Annotated in this window: 17 protein-coding genes; all 17 read right to left on the bottom strand. The window is 50.9% G+C overall.

Translation table 11 applies throughout. The features are described 5' to 3' along the window. Window positions 1-5: 5 nt before the first annotated feature. The 17 genes from LKE33_03775 to LKE33_03695 all read right to left on the bottom strand — a co-directional run bounded on the left by LKE33_03775 (window position 6) and on the right by LKE33_03695 (window position 12,957). Entirely contained in the window at window positions 6-734 is a 729-nt protein-coding gene (locus tag LKE33_03775; GenBank protein ID MCH3950044.1) for a Clp protease ClpP, read from the bottom strand. Next, the gene (locus LKE33_03770) at window positions 731-1,345 is read right to left on the bottom strand and encodes a phage portal protein (protein MCH3950043.1); all 615 of its coding nucleotides are present in this window, start codon (window positions 1,343-1,345) and stop codon (window positions 731-733) included. The genes LKE33_03775 and LKE33_03770 overlap by 4 nt, the downstream gene beginning before the upstream one ends. Window positions 1,346-1,399: 54 nt before the next feature. Further along, window positions 1,400-3,091, bottom strand: coding sequence for a group II intron reverse transcriptase/maturase (gene ltrA, locus LKE33_03765; GenBank protein ID MCH3950042.1), 1,692 nt, complete (start codon window positions 3,089-3,091; stop codon window positions 1,400-1,402). 639 nt (window positions 3,092-3,730) lie between these two features. After that, window positions 3,731-4,519: a phage portal protein gene (locus LKE33_03760; protein ID MCH3950041.1), complete on the bottom strand. Its 789-nt coding sequence runs from the start codon at window positions 4,517-4,519 to the stop codon at window positions 3,731-3,733. A 16-nt stretch (window positions 4,520-4,535) separates the two neighbouring features. Next, the gene (locus tag LKE33_03755; GenBank protein ID MCH3950040.1) at window positions 4,536-6,137 is read right to left on the bottom strand and encodes a terminase large subunit; all 1,602 of its coding nucleotides are present in this window, start codon (window positions 6,135-6,137) and stop codon (window positions 4,536-4,538) included. Between the two features lie 122 nt (window positions 6,138-6,259). Further along, window positions 6,260-6,508 carry a hypothetical protein gene (locus LKE33_03750; GenBank protein ID MCH3950039.1) on the bottom strand — a complete coding sequence of 83 codons (249 nt, stop codon included), beginning with the start codon at window positions 6,506-6,508 and terminating at the stop codon, window positions 6,260-6,262. 5 nt (window positions 6,509-6,513) lie between these two features. Continuing rightward, window positions 6,514-6,879, bottom strand: a complete 366-nt coding sequence (locus LKE33_03745; GenBank protein ID MCH3950038.1) for a hypothetical protein — start codon at window positions 6,877-6,879, stop codon at window positions 6,514-6,516. Between the two features lie 132 nt (window positions 6,880-7,011). Continuing rightward, window positions 7,012-7,188, bottom strand: a complete 177-nt coding sequence (locus tag LKE33_03740; protein MCH3950037.1) for a DUF5049 domain-containing protein — start codon at window positions 7,186-7,188, stop codon at window positions 7,012-7,014. Window position 7,189: 1 nt separating this feature from the next. Continuing rightward, window positions 7,190-7,414 (bottom strand): DUF4314 domain-containing protein, encoded by a 225-nt coding sequence (locus LKE33_03735; protein MCH3950036.1) that lies wholly within the window; start codon window positions 7,412-7,414, stop codon window positions 7,190-7,192. After that, window positions 7,405-8,073 (bottom strand): virulence protein, encoded by a 669-nt coding sequence (locus tag LKE33_03730; protein MCH3950035.1) that lies wholly within the window; start codon window positions 8,071-8,073, stop codon window positions 7,405-7,407. The genes LKE33_03735 and LKE33_03730 overlap by 10 nt, the downstream gene beginning before the upstream one ends. Before the next feature lie 146 nt (window positions 8,074-8,219). Further along, window positions 8,220-9,485 (bottom strand): site-specific DNA-methyltransferase, encoded by a 1,266-nt coding sequence (locus LKE33_03725; protein MCH3950034.1) that lies wholly within the window; start codon window positions 9,483-9,485, stop codon window positions 8,220-8,222. Next, window positions 9,486-10,067 carry a P27 family phage terminase small subunit gene (locus LKE33_03720; protein ID MCH3950033.1) on the bottom strand — a complete coding sequence of 194 codons (582 nt, stop codon included), beginning with the start codon at window positions 10,065-10,067 and terminating at the stop codon, window positions 9,486-9,488. Between the two features lie 116 nt (window positions 10,068-10,183). Then, window positions 10,184-10,531, bottom strand: coding sequence for an HNH endonuclease (locus LKE33_03715; protein ID MCH3950032.1), 348 nt, complete (start codon window positions 10,529-10,531; stop codon window positions 10,184-10,186). A 162-nt stretch (window positions 10,532-10,693) separates the two neighbouring features. Continuing rightward, complete coding sequence (locus LKE33_03710) at window positions 10,694-11,122, bottom strand: RNA polymerase subunit sigma-70 (GenBank protein ID MCH3950031.1); 429 nt, start codon at window positions 11,120-11,122, stop codon at window positions 10,694-10,696. Beyond that, on the bottom strand, window positions 11,119-11,343 hold the full coding sequence (locus LKE33_03705; GenBank protein ID MCH3950030.1) for a hypothetical protein: 225 nt from the start codon (window positions 11,341-11,343) through the stop codon (window positions 11,119-11,121). Before LKE33_03705 ends, LKE33_03710 begins: the two co-directional genes overlap by 4 nt. Then, window positions 11,343-12,695: a DEAD/DEAH box helicase gene (locus LKE33_03700; GenBank protein MCH3950029.1), complete on the bottom strand. Its 1,353-nt coding sequence runs from the start codon at window positions 12,693-12,695 to the stop codon at window positions 11,343-11,345. Before LKE33_03700 ends, LKE33_03705 begins: the two co-directional genes overlap by 1 nt. Continuing rightward, window positions 12,676-12,957 carry a VRR-NUC domain-containing protein gene (locus LKE33_03695; protein ID MCH3950028.1) on the bottom strand — a complete coding sequence of 94 codons (282 nt, stop codon included), beginning with the start codon at window positions 12,955-12,957 and terminating at the stop codon, window positions 12,676-12,678. The genes LKE33_03700 and LKE33_03695 overlap by 20 nt, the downstream gene beginning before the upstream one ends. Window positions 12,958-12,967 lie beyond the last annotated feature (10 nt).

Raw genomic sequence — 12,967 nt, 5'->3', positions numbered from 1 at the left:
CTCCTTTAATGTGCGAGAAGCGAAAGGCGCTTCTCAAGATCGGTTACTGGTACCATGTGTTTATTTGCTTCCGGCTTCTTCTTAGGAATCAGTCGGGAAAGCAGCGAATCAGTGACAGCCTTGCGGGAGAAAAGCATCTCCGCGTCAGCCGTATCCTCCGGGACAGATTTCTCACCATCCCTGAACAGAATCTCGTCAGCAAAGCCGAGCTTCACGGCCTCCTTGGCGTTCATCCATGTCTCAGCATCCATGAGCTGTGAAATCTTGTGGCGGGAAAGCCCGGACTTGATTTCGTAGGCATTCATAATGGATTCCTTGACTTCGTTTAACATGTCGATGGCTTTCTGCATTTCCTCGGTATCACCGATGGCGATGGTCGCAGGGTTGTGTACCATCATCATGGCCACGGGGCTCATGCAGACCTTTGTTCCGGCCATAGCAATAACAGATGCCGCCGAAGCAGCAAGAGCGTCAATCTTGACCGTCACATCATGCGGGTAATCCATCAGCATGTTGTAGATCTGCGCAGCAGCAAAAACATCACCGCCCGGAGAGTTGATCCAGAGGGTGATGTTTCCATCGCCTGCATGCAGTTCATCACTAAATAGCTTGGGTGTTACTTCGTCGCCGAACCATGTCTCATCGGAAATTTCCCCGTCGAGGTAGAGTGTTCGGTCGGAGCCAAAACTGTCCGGCTCCTCGTTTCGCACCCAGTTCCAAAACTTTCTGGTCATAGTGCCTCCTTCTTTCTGAACCGGGTGCGCCCGTCTTCGGGTTCCGGTTCGGTTTGTGTTTCCTTCGTTTCATCAGCTTCCTCCTGCGTCTGTGCCGAGACCGCAAAAATGCCTGCGTCCTTGAGCTTGGTCATATTGCCATTGATCAGGTACAGGTCGCCGCCTTCCTCCTCCGGAATACGGTCGAGGTTTTCAAGCTCCCTAATATCGTTAGCGGACATCCAGCCATTCTGACGTCCGACCGCATAACCGTTCATGCGGCTCTGGTAGTCGCCTCTGAGAAGCCCGTCCACATTGAACTTAAAGAAGTATTCCTTCTTTTCATCCAGAGAGAGCAGGGCTCTCTGCATGGACTGTTCCCAGCGGCATACCCACGGGTCGAGCGTGTATTTTACGAATTCCAGCGACTGTTGCTCGATATTTGAGAAGCTCGATTTCTCAAGGTCGCCGATCATGTGAGGCGGGATGCGGAAGATACGTGCGATCTCATTGATCTGGAACTTCCTTGTCTCCAAAAACTGCGCCTGTTCCGGTGAGATGGAGATAGGCGTATATTTCATGTAGAGTAGGCAAGTGCCGCCGTGCATTGTTTCCAATGTCGGTTTGCACAAGCCTCTCCCCAAACCGTGCTTACACCTCTCGATGTACACGGCTTTCCATTTACACTATGACGAATGATGGATTTTCTTATGGCATTCTTTACAAACAACAAGTGTTTTCCGCTTTCTTGCAATCATCGCCATTTCCCATTGCTCCTTACCTTTGAGGTTTTTCATCTTGTTGATGTGATGAATTTCAAAAGCAATGCCATCACCTTCCGCACCGCATAATTCACATTTACAAGCCTTCAACCTGGCTTCAAGAGAATTTCTTGTGTTGAAATGGATATGGTTCTTCACCGTATCAATGCTTGGTTCGTCAAAGACAGTTCCTCGTTTGAAGTCCGAGAATTTCACAATCATCATGCGCTTTTTCTCTTTCTTCGTTTTATAAGGAATGCCCCACGACTTTCCGCACTTGAATATCCTCTTTATGCCTGATATTCTGGTTTTATGTTTCTTAGCAAGTGTTTTCAGACAGCTGTATTCCATCAGATAAACGAAATACGTCAGCTTTGAGAAATTACTGGCTATGCAGTAATAATTACAGATTCCACGAGTCTGCGAGTTATAGGTATCTACAATTTCAAGGTCAGTAAGACCCGCCATTGAGTTTCTTTGCCATGGGATGAGTTTGTCGTCCTTACCTTGAATGACAATCTCACGGTCGTACATGAACTTCTCAATCCGCTCCATGGGAATAAGCAATTCCACAGAGTTATTAAGCGTCCGCTGTAAAACCCCATTGGTTTTCCTTTTGGATTCCTGACATCTGCGCACGTTGATGTCATATCCGAGAAAATGAGCATTGCCGGAACTGTGCGTGATTTTTGTTTTCTCGTCAGACAATTCCAGTTTTAATCTTGTTGCCACAAACAACGTAAGCTCCTGCTTTATACGCTCCGCATCCTCACGGCTTCCGCTGACACCGATAATAAAATCATCAGCATAGCGTACATAGGCGATTTTCTTGTCGGAAGCGTCCTTGTATGGCAATCTGCGCTTTTCCACTTCAAGCTTATGAATCTGTTTTAACAGTTCTTTCTTTTCCGCTTCATCAACGCATTCGCCGTAACGCTTTTGCAATTTGACAATTCCTCTCACCTTTTTGCCGTATGCAGGTGTATAGGCATAATCAGCAGGCGCATTAAATTCTTTCTGCATGGCTTCTACTTTCTTGTCCAACTCATGCAGATATATATTTGCAAGAATCGGGGAAAGAATGCCGCCCTGCGGAGTTCCGCTGTATGTCTTGTGGTACTCCCAATTTTCCATGTAGCCCGCTTTCAGAAACTTTCCTATCAGATTTATGAACTTGCTGTCCTTAATCTTCTCAGAAAGCAGATTCAGCAGAACCGTGTGGTCAATGTTGTCAAAGCATCCCTTAATGTCTCCCTCGACAAACCATTTCGTACTGCGGAAAGAACGGCTGATTTCTTTCAGCGCTGAGTGACAGCTTCTATTCGGTCTGAATCCGTGCGAATGAGTACTGAAAACAGGCTCATAGATTACTTCAAGTATCTGCCGTATCGCATCCTGTATCAGTTTGTCTCTGAATGACGGAATACCTAATGGACGCATTTTTCCGTTGCGCTTAGGAATGTAGACACGTTTTACCGCTTTTGGCTCATAGGTTTGGTTTTTCAGTTCATCAATAATCTGATTCACATATTCCTTTCCAAAACCGTCAGCCGTATCATTGTCCACACCCTCAGTTCCTGCGCCCTTGTTTGCGTAAAGGTTCTTGTATGCGGTCATGTAAATATCCTCTCGCAAAAGATACCTATAGAGCCGCGTGTAGATACCGTCTGAATGCTCTTCAGAATTTCTGTACATTCGTTCTAAAATTTCAGATGTTGGTTTCATTGAGGTTTCTCCTCCCTTTCACCTTTCCTTTTAGAGTTGCATAAGCTGCGTTCCTTCGCCATGTAAGAGCTATTAACTCTCTCGGACTACTACGAACGCTCCGTACCCATGGGCGGTATTCAAGTCCTATAGACTATAGCCTTTCGGCATCCGCCTTTAGGGTATCCCCAGTTAGCGTCATTGCTTGGTATGCTCGAATTATCGGTTCCGCTTTAGACTCTTTAACACAGGTTCTCCTGCTCGTGCCGTGACATTCGCAATCATGCCGCCTTTGAAGGATGTAAAGACAGTCAGTCACGGAATGGGTAACAGGCTAATTTCCCAATTCCCCTCGGAAATGGACACTCAAGTCTCACGTTCAGTAGATACCTTAAACCTCATATCCGATTGTTGTGGCGGTTCAGTCGTACCCTTTAGCCTTTGAGTAACTTACCGCTTTCCTGTCGTGCTATGTTCCCGTATCAGCTTTCACTTTGCGGTAAGACAGGTCAACTCACCCATGATTGTGGGTGGTAGTACCAAACACTACTATCAATGACGCCCATCTGGGCGCACGCCTTCTTCCAGCACGGCCACCTTGCCAGCATTGCTGCTGCCTCCAAACTGGGACTGCCAGGCTTCCCGGACCCGCTGAGGATCCTTGATGGTCCCTGGATGTTCCAGGACGCCACTGGGAGAAGCCCCGTTGGCAAAGAACTTGGCCCCAAATTCCTCACAGGCGATGGCCATGCCGATGGCGTTCTTGGCCATGGCAATGGGAGAATAGCCTACAAGGCCGTCAAAGCCAAGGCCGGGAACATGCAGTACGTCGGACGGCTGGAGCCTCACACGACTGCCGTTCATCGTGTGCGCTTCGTCCTGCGATGTTTGGTATTCGTAATAAAGCTCTCCGTTTTCATCACGGTTGACCGTCATACGATTTGGCATCAAAGGATAGAGCGCGACCACTTCACCTTTGCCGTTCCGAATGATCTGCGCGTAGGCGTTTCCCCACAGGAGTAGGTGCGTCATCAATGTTTCCCGGAATACAAAGGATGTCATTTCCGGATTTGGCTCATCGTGAAGCAGGAAGTATAGCGGATGATTTATCGCTTTTTCCTTGCTGCCGCCTTCGCCGTATCGATAGAGGTGTATCGGCAGGCCTGCAATTGCCTCGGACAGAATCCTCACGCAGGAGTAGACCGCCGTCATCTGCATGGCGGAGCGCTCCGTTACAGCCTTGCCGGAGGTCGTCCCGCCGAAGAAGAAGCGGTAGGAGCTTCCGGTTGTTGAATTGGTAGGCTTATCTCTTGAACGAAACAGTCCTGAAAATATGCTCATATTGATCACCTGCCTTTCAGATAAATAAAATGCCTCTGTCGTCATAGACAGAAGCACCGTTGTCATTGCCGCAGCGGATCGCACGGTCAAGCGCCATGATGGTGGCGATGGCTCCGTCGATCTTCTCTGTAGATTTTTCCTTGTCAGCCTTGATATTTCCGGCTGGGTCAGTACGGATGAAGATGTTATCCATATTCCAGCGGAGAATAGGATGACCGCCGTGGGCGAGCTTTTGCTCAAGTGTCAGCTTCATGAGCTCCTTTGTGGGCGGGCTCATATCCTTAAAGCCCTGTCCGAAGGGCACGACAGTAAAGCCCATGTTCTCCAAGTTCTGAACCATCTGGACTGCTCCCCAGCGGTCGAAAGCTATTTCGCGAATATTGAAGCGCTCGCCGAGGCGTTCAATGAATTTCTCGATATAACCATAATGGATGACGTTGCCTTCGGTAGTCTGCAGCACGCCTTCCTTCTCCCAAGTATCGTAGGGCACATGATCGCGTCTCACGCGAAGATCCAGCGTATCCTCTGGCACCCAGAAGTACGGGAGGATCACATACTTGTCGTCTTCATCCCGTGGCGGGAATACCAGCACAAAAGATGTAATATCCGTAGTGGAGGACAGGTCAAGACCGCCATAGCAGACACGTCCTTCGAGGTCATCCTCATTGACCGGAAAGGCGCAGGCGTCCCATTTATCCATTGGCATCCAGCGTACAGCCTGCTTTACCCATTGATTAAGGCGCAGCTGCCTGAAGGAATTCTCTTCACCGGGGTTTTGCTTTGCCGATTCGCAGGCCGCTTCTACCTTGTCAATGCCGACCGTGATACCGAGAGAGGGATTTGCCTTTTTCCACACCTCCGGATCAGTCCAGTCCTCATCAGGTTCCGCGCCGTAAATGACCGGATAAAAGGTTGGATCGACCTTCCTGCCGTCGAGGATGTCCTGCGCTTTCTGGTGGACTTCATAGCAGATGGTGTTTGTGTCATTCCCTGCAGTGGTAATCAGGAAATACAGCGGCTGCATTCTGGCATCACCGGAGCCCTTTGTCATTACATCAAAGAGTTTCCGGTTCGGTTGGGTGTGCAGCTCATCGAATACCACGCCGTGGATATTAAAGCCGTGCTTACTGTAGGCCTCAGCGGAGAGCACCTGATAGAAGCTGTTGGTAGGCTCATAGATGATCCGTTTCTGGGAGGCCAGTATTTTGACGCGCCGATTAAGCGCCGGGCACATCCTTACCATATCCGCAGCAACATCAAAAACGATGGTGGCCTGCTGTCTATCGGCAGCGCAGCCGTAGACTTCGGCGCGTTCCTCACCGTCACCGCAGCAAAGAAGCAGGGCGACCGCGGCAGCCAGCTCTGACTTTCCCATCTTCTTTGGAATTTCGATGTAGGCCGTATTGAACTGACGGTAACCGTTCGGCTTCAGGACACCGAACAGGTCGCGGATGATTCGTTCCTGCCAGTCGATGAGCTCGAAGGGTTTTCCTGCCCATGTGCCTTTGGTGTGGGTGAGCTGCTCGATGAACATCACAGCGAAGTCCGCCATCTGCTTGCTGTAGTGAGAAGTCTCTGCCATGAAGCGGGTCGGCTTATAGTTTTTCAGTTTTCGCATTGGCACGGTGGCCGCCTCCTTTCAGGGCAAAATAAAAGACCGCTTAAGCGATCCGGTATCAGTACGAGAGAAAGAGCCTTCTGGCTCAGTCTCCCGGAATATTCATATTCAGGGTTTAATGTTTAGTTGTGGTTATCCAGCAGGATGCAAAGCGCTATCTCTGCTTCCTTGCAGGTGGGATGAATGTCCCAGCCTCTGTCGTAGTTGCAAACGGTCTCGCCGTCAATCTTGATCATGAGCTTGCTGATCCTGCCTCCGTTAATGCCGTAGGTCTCGCTTGGCTCGTCGTAGTGTTTTACCCAGTAGTGACACTTGGTGTATTTTTCCTTGTCCTTGGCATCCGGGATGCCGATAACTCCTTCGCTCCACATTTTCCTTACGCCTCCTTTACCGTCATCTTGAAAGCCGGGATGAGGGCGTGCTCGTCGCTTCCGAAGTGGGTGTAGCGCTCCTTGACCTTTACAATTCCGTCCAGTGTGCAGCCGAGCTCCTCAAACTTTGCAATGGTCTCGATAAGGCTTGAGAAGGTGGAGCTGATGGTGAATTCCTTCACTCCGAGCTTCCGGCAATCTGCAAGGATCGCTTCGATGTCGTAATCCCAGATGACTTCGGCGAAGTTCGGCAGGTCGTTTCCAGCTTCCTTACTGTAAAGGTAGGCCTGTCCCAGTGTCCACTGGCATCCGATTTCTTCCCAGCACATTCCGGGCTTCGCGTTTTCTATGGCTTCGATTGTGTACTTCATGGTGGTTCCTCCTTGTGGTTGTTTTCCCTTTTGGTATGTACATATATCACTCTGAACGCCTGTAATAGCAAGCTATTTATCGAAATATATGTGACAATCCTGCGGGAACATTTGAGGCCTAAATTGTGTAGTTTATGCCTCGCCGGACATGATGAATTTCACGTATTCAGACCGGTGATCCTCAAGGTATAAAACCAGCTCGTAGAAGTCCCGTTCATAGGCCAGCCGCTGCACCGTGTTCACATCGAACATATTTGTAAGGCCGGTATCCCGTATGGCGAGGATCTGCTCCTTTACCTTTTCGTCCATATCAGTCCACCACCTTTCGCACACGGTCAATACCGTAGATGACATTCAGGCCGGAGCCGTTGTCCCAGTTCACCATAAGGCTCCCGGTATCGTCGACTCCCGTAACGGTTCCCTTGGTGCCGATGGGCGGTGCCTGTACATCGTCCATCTGGAGAAGCTCCACGCGGGTGCCTGCCGGGTAGCGGGAGCGGAGCGCTTCAAGCTGCTCTTTCGTGATCATTCGCATGCTGCCACCTCCTTTTCCGGTGCGCCGTTCTTCCAGCTGGAGTTGCCGGAGAGGTTCTTAAGGAGAATCTTGCGCTCTGCCTTATATTCGTTTCCGATGAAGCCAAGCCGCAGGAGAAAGCAGCGGAATGCGTACTTCTCGTTGTCAACTTCCTTTTCAGTGGCACTGATGCGCTTCAAATCCCGGCTCATCTTGCCAAGGGATGCAATGAAGTGGGTGTAGGCCTTGACCACGTCCGGCTCCGGCATCTCAGTAAACCAAGGAAAGCTGACCGTATCCTCTGTGACCTCGATGCCAAGGTCGTCAATGCCGAGTGCCTTCTTGATGAGGCTTTCCTTGGCTGTGAGGAGGTTGGTGAGGTTTCCGACCGCCACCTTGTCGATCGGGAGGCTGACCGTAAGGCCAGTGGCTTCATCGTCGCTTTCGATCTCTTCGGTATCCTCCGGTGTGAAGCCATCCGCGATCAGGCTGTGGATGATGCGCTCCAGCTTGTCTGCGTCCTCGCAGGTTACGCTGCCTTCCTTGTCGACCGTGACGTCGCCGATCTCGTAAGCGCAGGTCGGCATACGCATGTAGATCGCCTTGTCGCCGGTGAGGTTTTCGATGGCTGCGACCAATGCTTTTCTGTCGTTTCCGGTTACGTTGTAATTTGCTTTCATGAGTGTGTTCCTCCTTTGTGAAATTAAGGTTTTAGGCTGTGCCTTTTGGCATGTATATACATCACTCTGAAAGCCTTATTTATCAAGCGATTTCCGACATTTTCTGAGGTAGAAAATTGCCGAAGAATCCGGGCAGAAATTGTGTATTATACACCCGCCGTCGGAGAAGTCTCGACTTCCTTTGCCAGAGCGGAATAGAGGAGCTTTTCGCCGTTCCTTATTACATACACATTTTCCTCATCGCCGGTATCCTCCACGTAACGGCGAAGGATGACAGAGGCGTATTTCGGATCGAGCTCCATCATGTAACAGACGCGGTTCAGCTGCTCGCAGGCCATCAGTGTGGAACCGGAGCCGCCGAAGGTATCAATAACTACAGAATTTTCCTGAGAGGAGTTCTGGATGGGATAGCCCAGAAGATCCAGCGGCTTGCTGGTCGGGTGATCCTTATTGCGCTTTGGTTTATCGTAGTTCCAGATGGTGGTCTGCTTGCGGTCGGAATACCACGGGTGCTTGCCGTTTTGCAAAAAACCATAGAGCACAGGTTCATGCTGCCATTGATAATCGGATCGACCGAGCACGAGGCTGTTCTTTACCCAGATACACACACCGGCGAGATGGAAACCTGCGTCAATGAATGCCTTTCGGAAAGTGAGCCCTTCAGTATCCGCGTGGAAGCAGTAAGCGGCTCCGCCTTTTTCGAGGTGGTCAGCCATGTTCTTAAACGCTGCCAGCAGGAACTTGTAAAATTCCTCGCCCTTGAGAGAGTCGTTCTTGATCGTAAGACCATCCGAGGCTTTGAAGGATACGCCGTAGGGCGGATCGGTCAGAACAAGGTTTGCATTCTTGCCGTCCATGAGCTTTTCCACATCTTCCGGAGAGGTGGCATCTCCACACATGACTCTATGCTTGCCAACCGTCCAGATGTCGCCGGGCTCTACGAAGGAAGCTTTCTCAAGGGCAGCGGTGAGGTCAAAATCATCATCGGCGATGTCCTTTTCGCTTCCGGTGCCGAGCAGTTTATCCAGCTCACCGGCATCAAAGCCGAGGAGAGATAGGTCAAAGGACTGATCCTGCAGATCAGACAATTCGACCGACAGCATTTCCTCATCCCAGCCTGCGTTGAGCGCCAGCTGATTATCCGCAAGGATATACGCACGCTTTTGTGCTTCCGTCAGGTTTTCTGCAAAGACGCAGGGCACGGTTTCATATCCTTCCTCGCGGGCAGCCGTAATGCGACCGTGGCCGACGAGGATGTTATAGTCCGCATCAATGACAGCAGGACTCACAAAGCCGAACTCCCTGAGAGAAGCCCGGAGCTGTGCGATCTGCTCCTTGCTATGTGTCCGGGCATTCCGGGCGTAGGGCACCAGTTTATCAATAGGTACCTGTTCTAATTTCTGTGTGTTCATTTACATATTCCTCCTGCTTCGAAGCAGCTGCTCCATCACGCTGTCCTGCGGACTACCTTCAAATGGCTCGGTGCAGTTTTGCTTCACAATGTCGTAAATCTCATACCAGAGCAGGTTGGCCTGCTTCTGAAAATTCATCAAAAGCTGTGTGAATGGGCTCGCAATTGCAGCGCCGGTGGTCGGGTGCTTTCCGAGCATGCCGTATTTGCTGACAGCTTCGGAGCACTGGATATACCGGGCAAAGGCCTCAGAGTAGCTTTCAAGCAGGCGCTTGTTTACCAGCCTCTCGCAGCCGCGCTCCTTGAGCCACAGCCATGTTTCCTTATAGATTTCATCTGCACCGAGGGGCTTACCGTCCTTCTGAAGAGCAGAGAGGTAATCATCCGGGCTTGGCATATCCATGCCTTCCAGCTCCACGCTGTCACCGATGTCGTCAACATCGAAGTCGGTCATGTCGTCAGTGAAGTCCGGCAGCTCCATACGCTTTGCAGGTGCGCCTTTCATAATTTTGTCGGCGAGGGCGTCCGGCTTGGAGCCAGCTTTGACACGCCGCCCGCCGCGATAGGTTCCGTCTTTCGCCATGTCGATCACTTCCATTTCTGTGGTGCAGGGTTTAATACCCTGTTTGAATTGCAATTTTTGCGTAAAAGACCCCGCGCCGTTTTCCGGGGAAAAGGGTCGTAGAGATTTTGACCGCCCTACCGGTCGCCGCGCTCGCGGTGAATCTTCTCGTGACACGAACGACAAAGACTCATAAGGTTGGACTCGTCATTCGATCCTCCGTCAGCAAGCGGCACGATGTGGTGGACTTCCTCGACCGCGACGTAGCGTCCTTCCTTTAAGCACTGCTCACAAAGCGGGTGCTTGTGAACGTAGCGGTCACGGATTCGTTTCCATGCTCTGCCGTAGCGTTTGCCGGTAGAGTAGCCACGCTGGAACTTCTCGTAGTGTTGATCCATGATCTTTGCGTGCTCTTCACAATAAACGCCGTCCGTAAGGTGTGGACATCCGGGATAGCGGCACGGTCGTTGTGGTTTTCTTGGCATAAGCCGTGCCTCCTTTCAGGGCATAAAGAAAGCCCTGCAGGGTGTTCCCGCAAGGCTCGTGTGCTGCGTGTGCAGCTGTTCTTTATTCTGTTTTGCTGATTATATACTATCATAAAGGACGGGTGGACATCTTAGGACAAAGCAGGACATTTCGGGCGCATTTCAAATGATAATCGGATCATCCGGAAGCGTCACATGAAGAAGCGCCTTGCCATGCCAGCGGCGAATGGTACGGGCATCTGCACAGAGCTCCACCCCGATTTGCTCCCATGTATAGTTATGGATGTACCGGTACTTGAGTACCATGCGCTCGTCGGTATCAGGCACTGCCTCAATGACCTCCCGTATCTGTTTCTTGAGGTCTGATAGCATTTCCAGCTCACCGGCGATTTTCTTTTCCAGTGTCCACAGTTTCTCAAGCGTCCGGACAAAGGGAGCTTCCGTATTTCGTGATGTTTGCACGCGGTCTTTATCATATTGGATAGCCGACACGCTGCCTGCCATCTCACGCAGGTTTTGTGCTTCTATCGTGTCGGACTTGATTCTCTGATCAAGGCGGTAGGCCTGATGGAGATATTCTTTTACTGTCATAAGGGCTTCGCCTCCTCTCGTAGTTTTTGTATGAGATACTCGCCGTCTACACTTGTTAAGGTCTTGTACCAGCCGGAGCGGAAGAACCGTTCACATTCCATTGCGTCCAACATGGCAGTTTGATTACCGGGCTTCTTTTTCAGGCGCTTCAGGGCGTCCCGGTAATCCTTTACTGCCTGTAGCACGATGGCGTTGGCGAGATTTTCATAAGGATCGGCCATCACACCACCTCAAGGTCAGCCTTGACTGCATCAATCAGTGCGGTCTGCGTCATTTCTTTCTTGGATAGCGCCTTTACGATCCTTTCGTCGATGGTGCCCTTGGTAATAATGTGTTGGATCACGACAGTGCCGGATTCTTGACCTTGCCGCCAGAGACGGGCGTTGGTCTGCTGATATAATTCCAGAGACCATGTAAGGCCGAACCACACAAGGGTGGAGCCTCCGGCCTGAAGGTTCAAACCGTGACCGGCAGAGGCCGGATGGATGACTGCTACAGGAATCTTTCCCGCATTCCAGTCAGCAATATCGCGGCTGGTCTTGATCTCCCGGACATTGAAGCGGTTCTTGATGCGGCTAAAGTCATGCCGGAACCAGTAGGCCACAAGGAGCGGTTTTTCATTGGCGGCCTCGATAATATCCTCCAAAGCGTCCAGCTTCCTATCGTGGAACTCGATGACCTCACCGGTATCGGCATATATGGCACCGTTCGCAAGCTGGGAGAGCTTGCCCGTAAGTGACGCGGCATTGGCAGCAGTCACCTCACCATCAGGGAGCTGCAATATGAGCTCCTGTTTCAAATCATCATAACGGCTGCGCTCGGAATCGGAGAGCTGCACTTCATATTCTGTTGAAACCAGCTCCGGCATCTTCAGATGGTCGGTAGATTTCATGGAAATCGTGATATCCGAGATCCTCCGATAGATAGCGTCCTCCGCATAGGGCAGTGGCTTATAGGAGTAGATGATCTCGCCATTTCTCTTGTCTGGCATGAAGTAATTTGTCCGGTACTGCGTGATAAAGCGTCCGAGGCGCTCGCCCATATCCAGCACTTTAAACTCTGCCCACAGATCCATGAGACCGTTGGAGGAAGGAGTGCCGGTCAGGCCGATAATCCGGTGAATCCGTGGCCGTACCTTCATCAGCGACTTGAATCGCTTGGATTTATGATTTTTGAAGGACGACAGCTCATCGATAATCACCATATCGAAGTCAAAGGGAAAGTCGGACTCGTCAATGAGCCACTGCAGGTTCTCACGGTTGATGATCGTGATATCCGCTTGCTGCATGAGAGCGGCTTTTCGCTCCTTCGGTGTCCCGACTGCGACCGCATAGGTTAGACCGGCAAGGTGCTCCCATTTCTGGATTTCTGCTGGCCATGTATCGCGGGCGACTCTTAAGGGAGCTACCACTAAAGCGCGATGCACTTCGAAGCTGTCAAACAACAGGTCATATACTGCCGTCAGACTGATGATCGTCTTTCCAAGTCCCATATCTAAAAGGACTGCGGCCACAGGGTGTTTTTCAATATAGCGGATGGCATAGTCCTGATAATCATGTGGATTGAAGTTCATCGATCATCCCTCCAATCTGCTCCGGATCGTCAATGACATATACCGCAAAGCCCATCTCCCGCAGCAGCCTGTGGCGAGAAAGCTGGAGTGGGCGTGGCTTTTTGCCGGGTGCCTTCAGCTCTGCGAAGCCGATATGGCCGTCAGGGAGTAAGATCAGGCGGTCGGGCATTCCTACGAAAGAGGGACACACCAGCTTAAGTGCAATGCCGCCGTTCTTTTTCACCGCCATAGTTAACTTGTTTTCTATCTGTTTTTCTATCATTGCAAACCTC

This window comes from Acidaminococcus sp. (genome assembly GCA_022482815.1).
In the GTDB taxonomy this organism is placed as follows: Bacteria; Bacillota; Negativicutes; order Acidaminococcales; family Acidaminococcaceae; genus Acidaminococcus.
Note: the sequence above shows the minus strand (reverse complement) of the source record. Positions and strands in the feature narration are given on the sequence as shown.

Bases quoted from the DNA above. Each gene is read 5' to 3' on its own strand.
- LKE33_03775 (MCH3950044.1), bottom strand. From the start codon at position 734: ATGACCAGAAAGTTTTGGAACTGGGTGCGAAACGAGGAGCCGGACAGT.
- ltrA (MCH3950042.1), bottom strand. From the start codon at position 3,091: ATGACCGCATACAAGAACCTTTACGCAAACAAGGGCGCAGGAACTGAG.
- LKE33_03760 (MCH3950041.1), bottom strand. From the start codon at position 4,519: ATGAGCATATTTTCAGGACTGTTTCGTTCAAGAGATAAGCCTACCAAT.
- LKE33_03755 (MCH3950040.1), bottom strand. From the start codon at position 6,137: ATGCGAAAACTGAAAAACTATAAGCCGACCCGCTTCATGGCAGAGACT.
- LKE33_03750 (MCH3950039.1), bottom strand. From the start codon at position 6,508: ATGTGGAGCGAAGGAGTTATCGGCATCCCGGATGCCAAGGACAAGGAA.
- LKE33_03745 (MCH3950038.1), bottom strand. From the start codon at position 6,879: ATGAAGTACACAATCGAAGCCATAGAAAACGCGAAGCCCGGAATGTGC.
- LKE33_03740 (MCH3950037.1), bottom strand. From the start codon at position 7,188: ATGGACGAAAAGGTAAAGGAGCAGATCCTCGCCATACGGGATACCGGC.
- LKE33_03735 (MCH3950036.1), bottom strand. From the start codon at position 7,414: ATGCGAATGATCACGAAAGAGCAGCTTGAAGCGCTCCGCTCCCGCTAC.
- LKE33_03730 (MCH3950035.1), bottom strand. From the start codon at position 8,073: ATGAAAGCAAATTACAACGTAACCGGAAACGACAGAAAAGCATTGGTC.
- LKE33_03725 (MCH3950034.1), bottom strand. From the start codon at position 9,485: ATGAACACACAGAAATTAGAACAGGTACCTATTGATAAACTGGTGCCC.
- LKE33_03720 (MCH3950033.1), bottom strand. From the start codon at position 10,067: ATGGCGAAAGACGGAACCTATCGCGGCGGGCGGCGTGTCAAAGCTGGC.
- LKE33_03715 (MCH3950032.1), bottom strand. From the start codon at position 10,531: ATGCCAAGAAAACCACAACGACCGTGCCGCTATCCCGGATGTCCACAC.
- LKE33_03710 (MCH3950031.1), bottom strand. From the start codon at position 11,122: ATGACAGTAAAAGAATATCTCCATCAGGCCTACCGCCTTGATCAGAGA.
- LKE33_03705 (MCH3950030.1), bottom strand. From the start codon at position 11,343: ATGGCCGATCCTTATGAAAATCTCGCCAACGCCATCGTGCTACAGGCA.
- LKE33_03700 (MCH3950029.1), bottom strand. From the start codon at position 12,695: ATGAACTTCAATCCACATGATTATCAGGACTATGCCATCCGCTATATT.
- LKE33_03695 (MCH3950028.1), bottom strand. From the start codon at position 12,957: ATGATAGAAAAACAGATAGAAAACAAGTTAACTATGGCGGTGAAAAAG.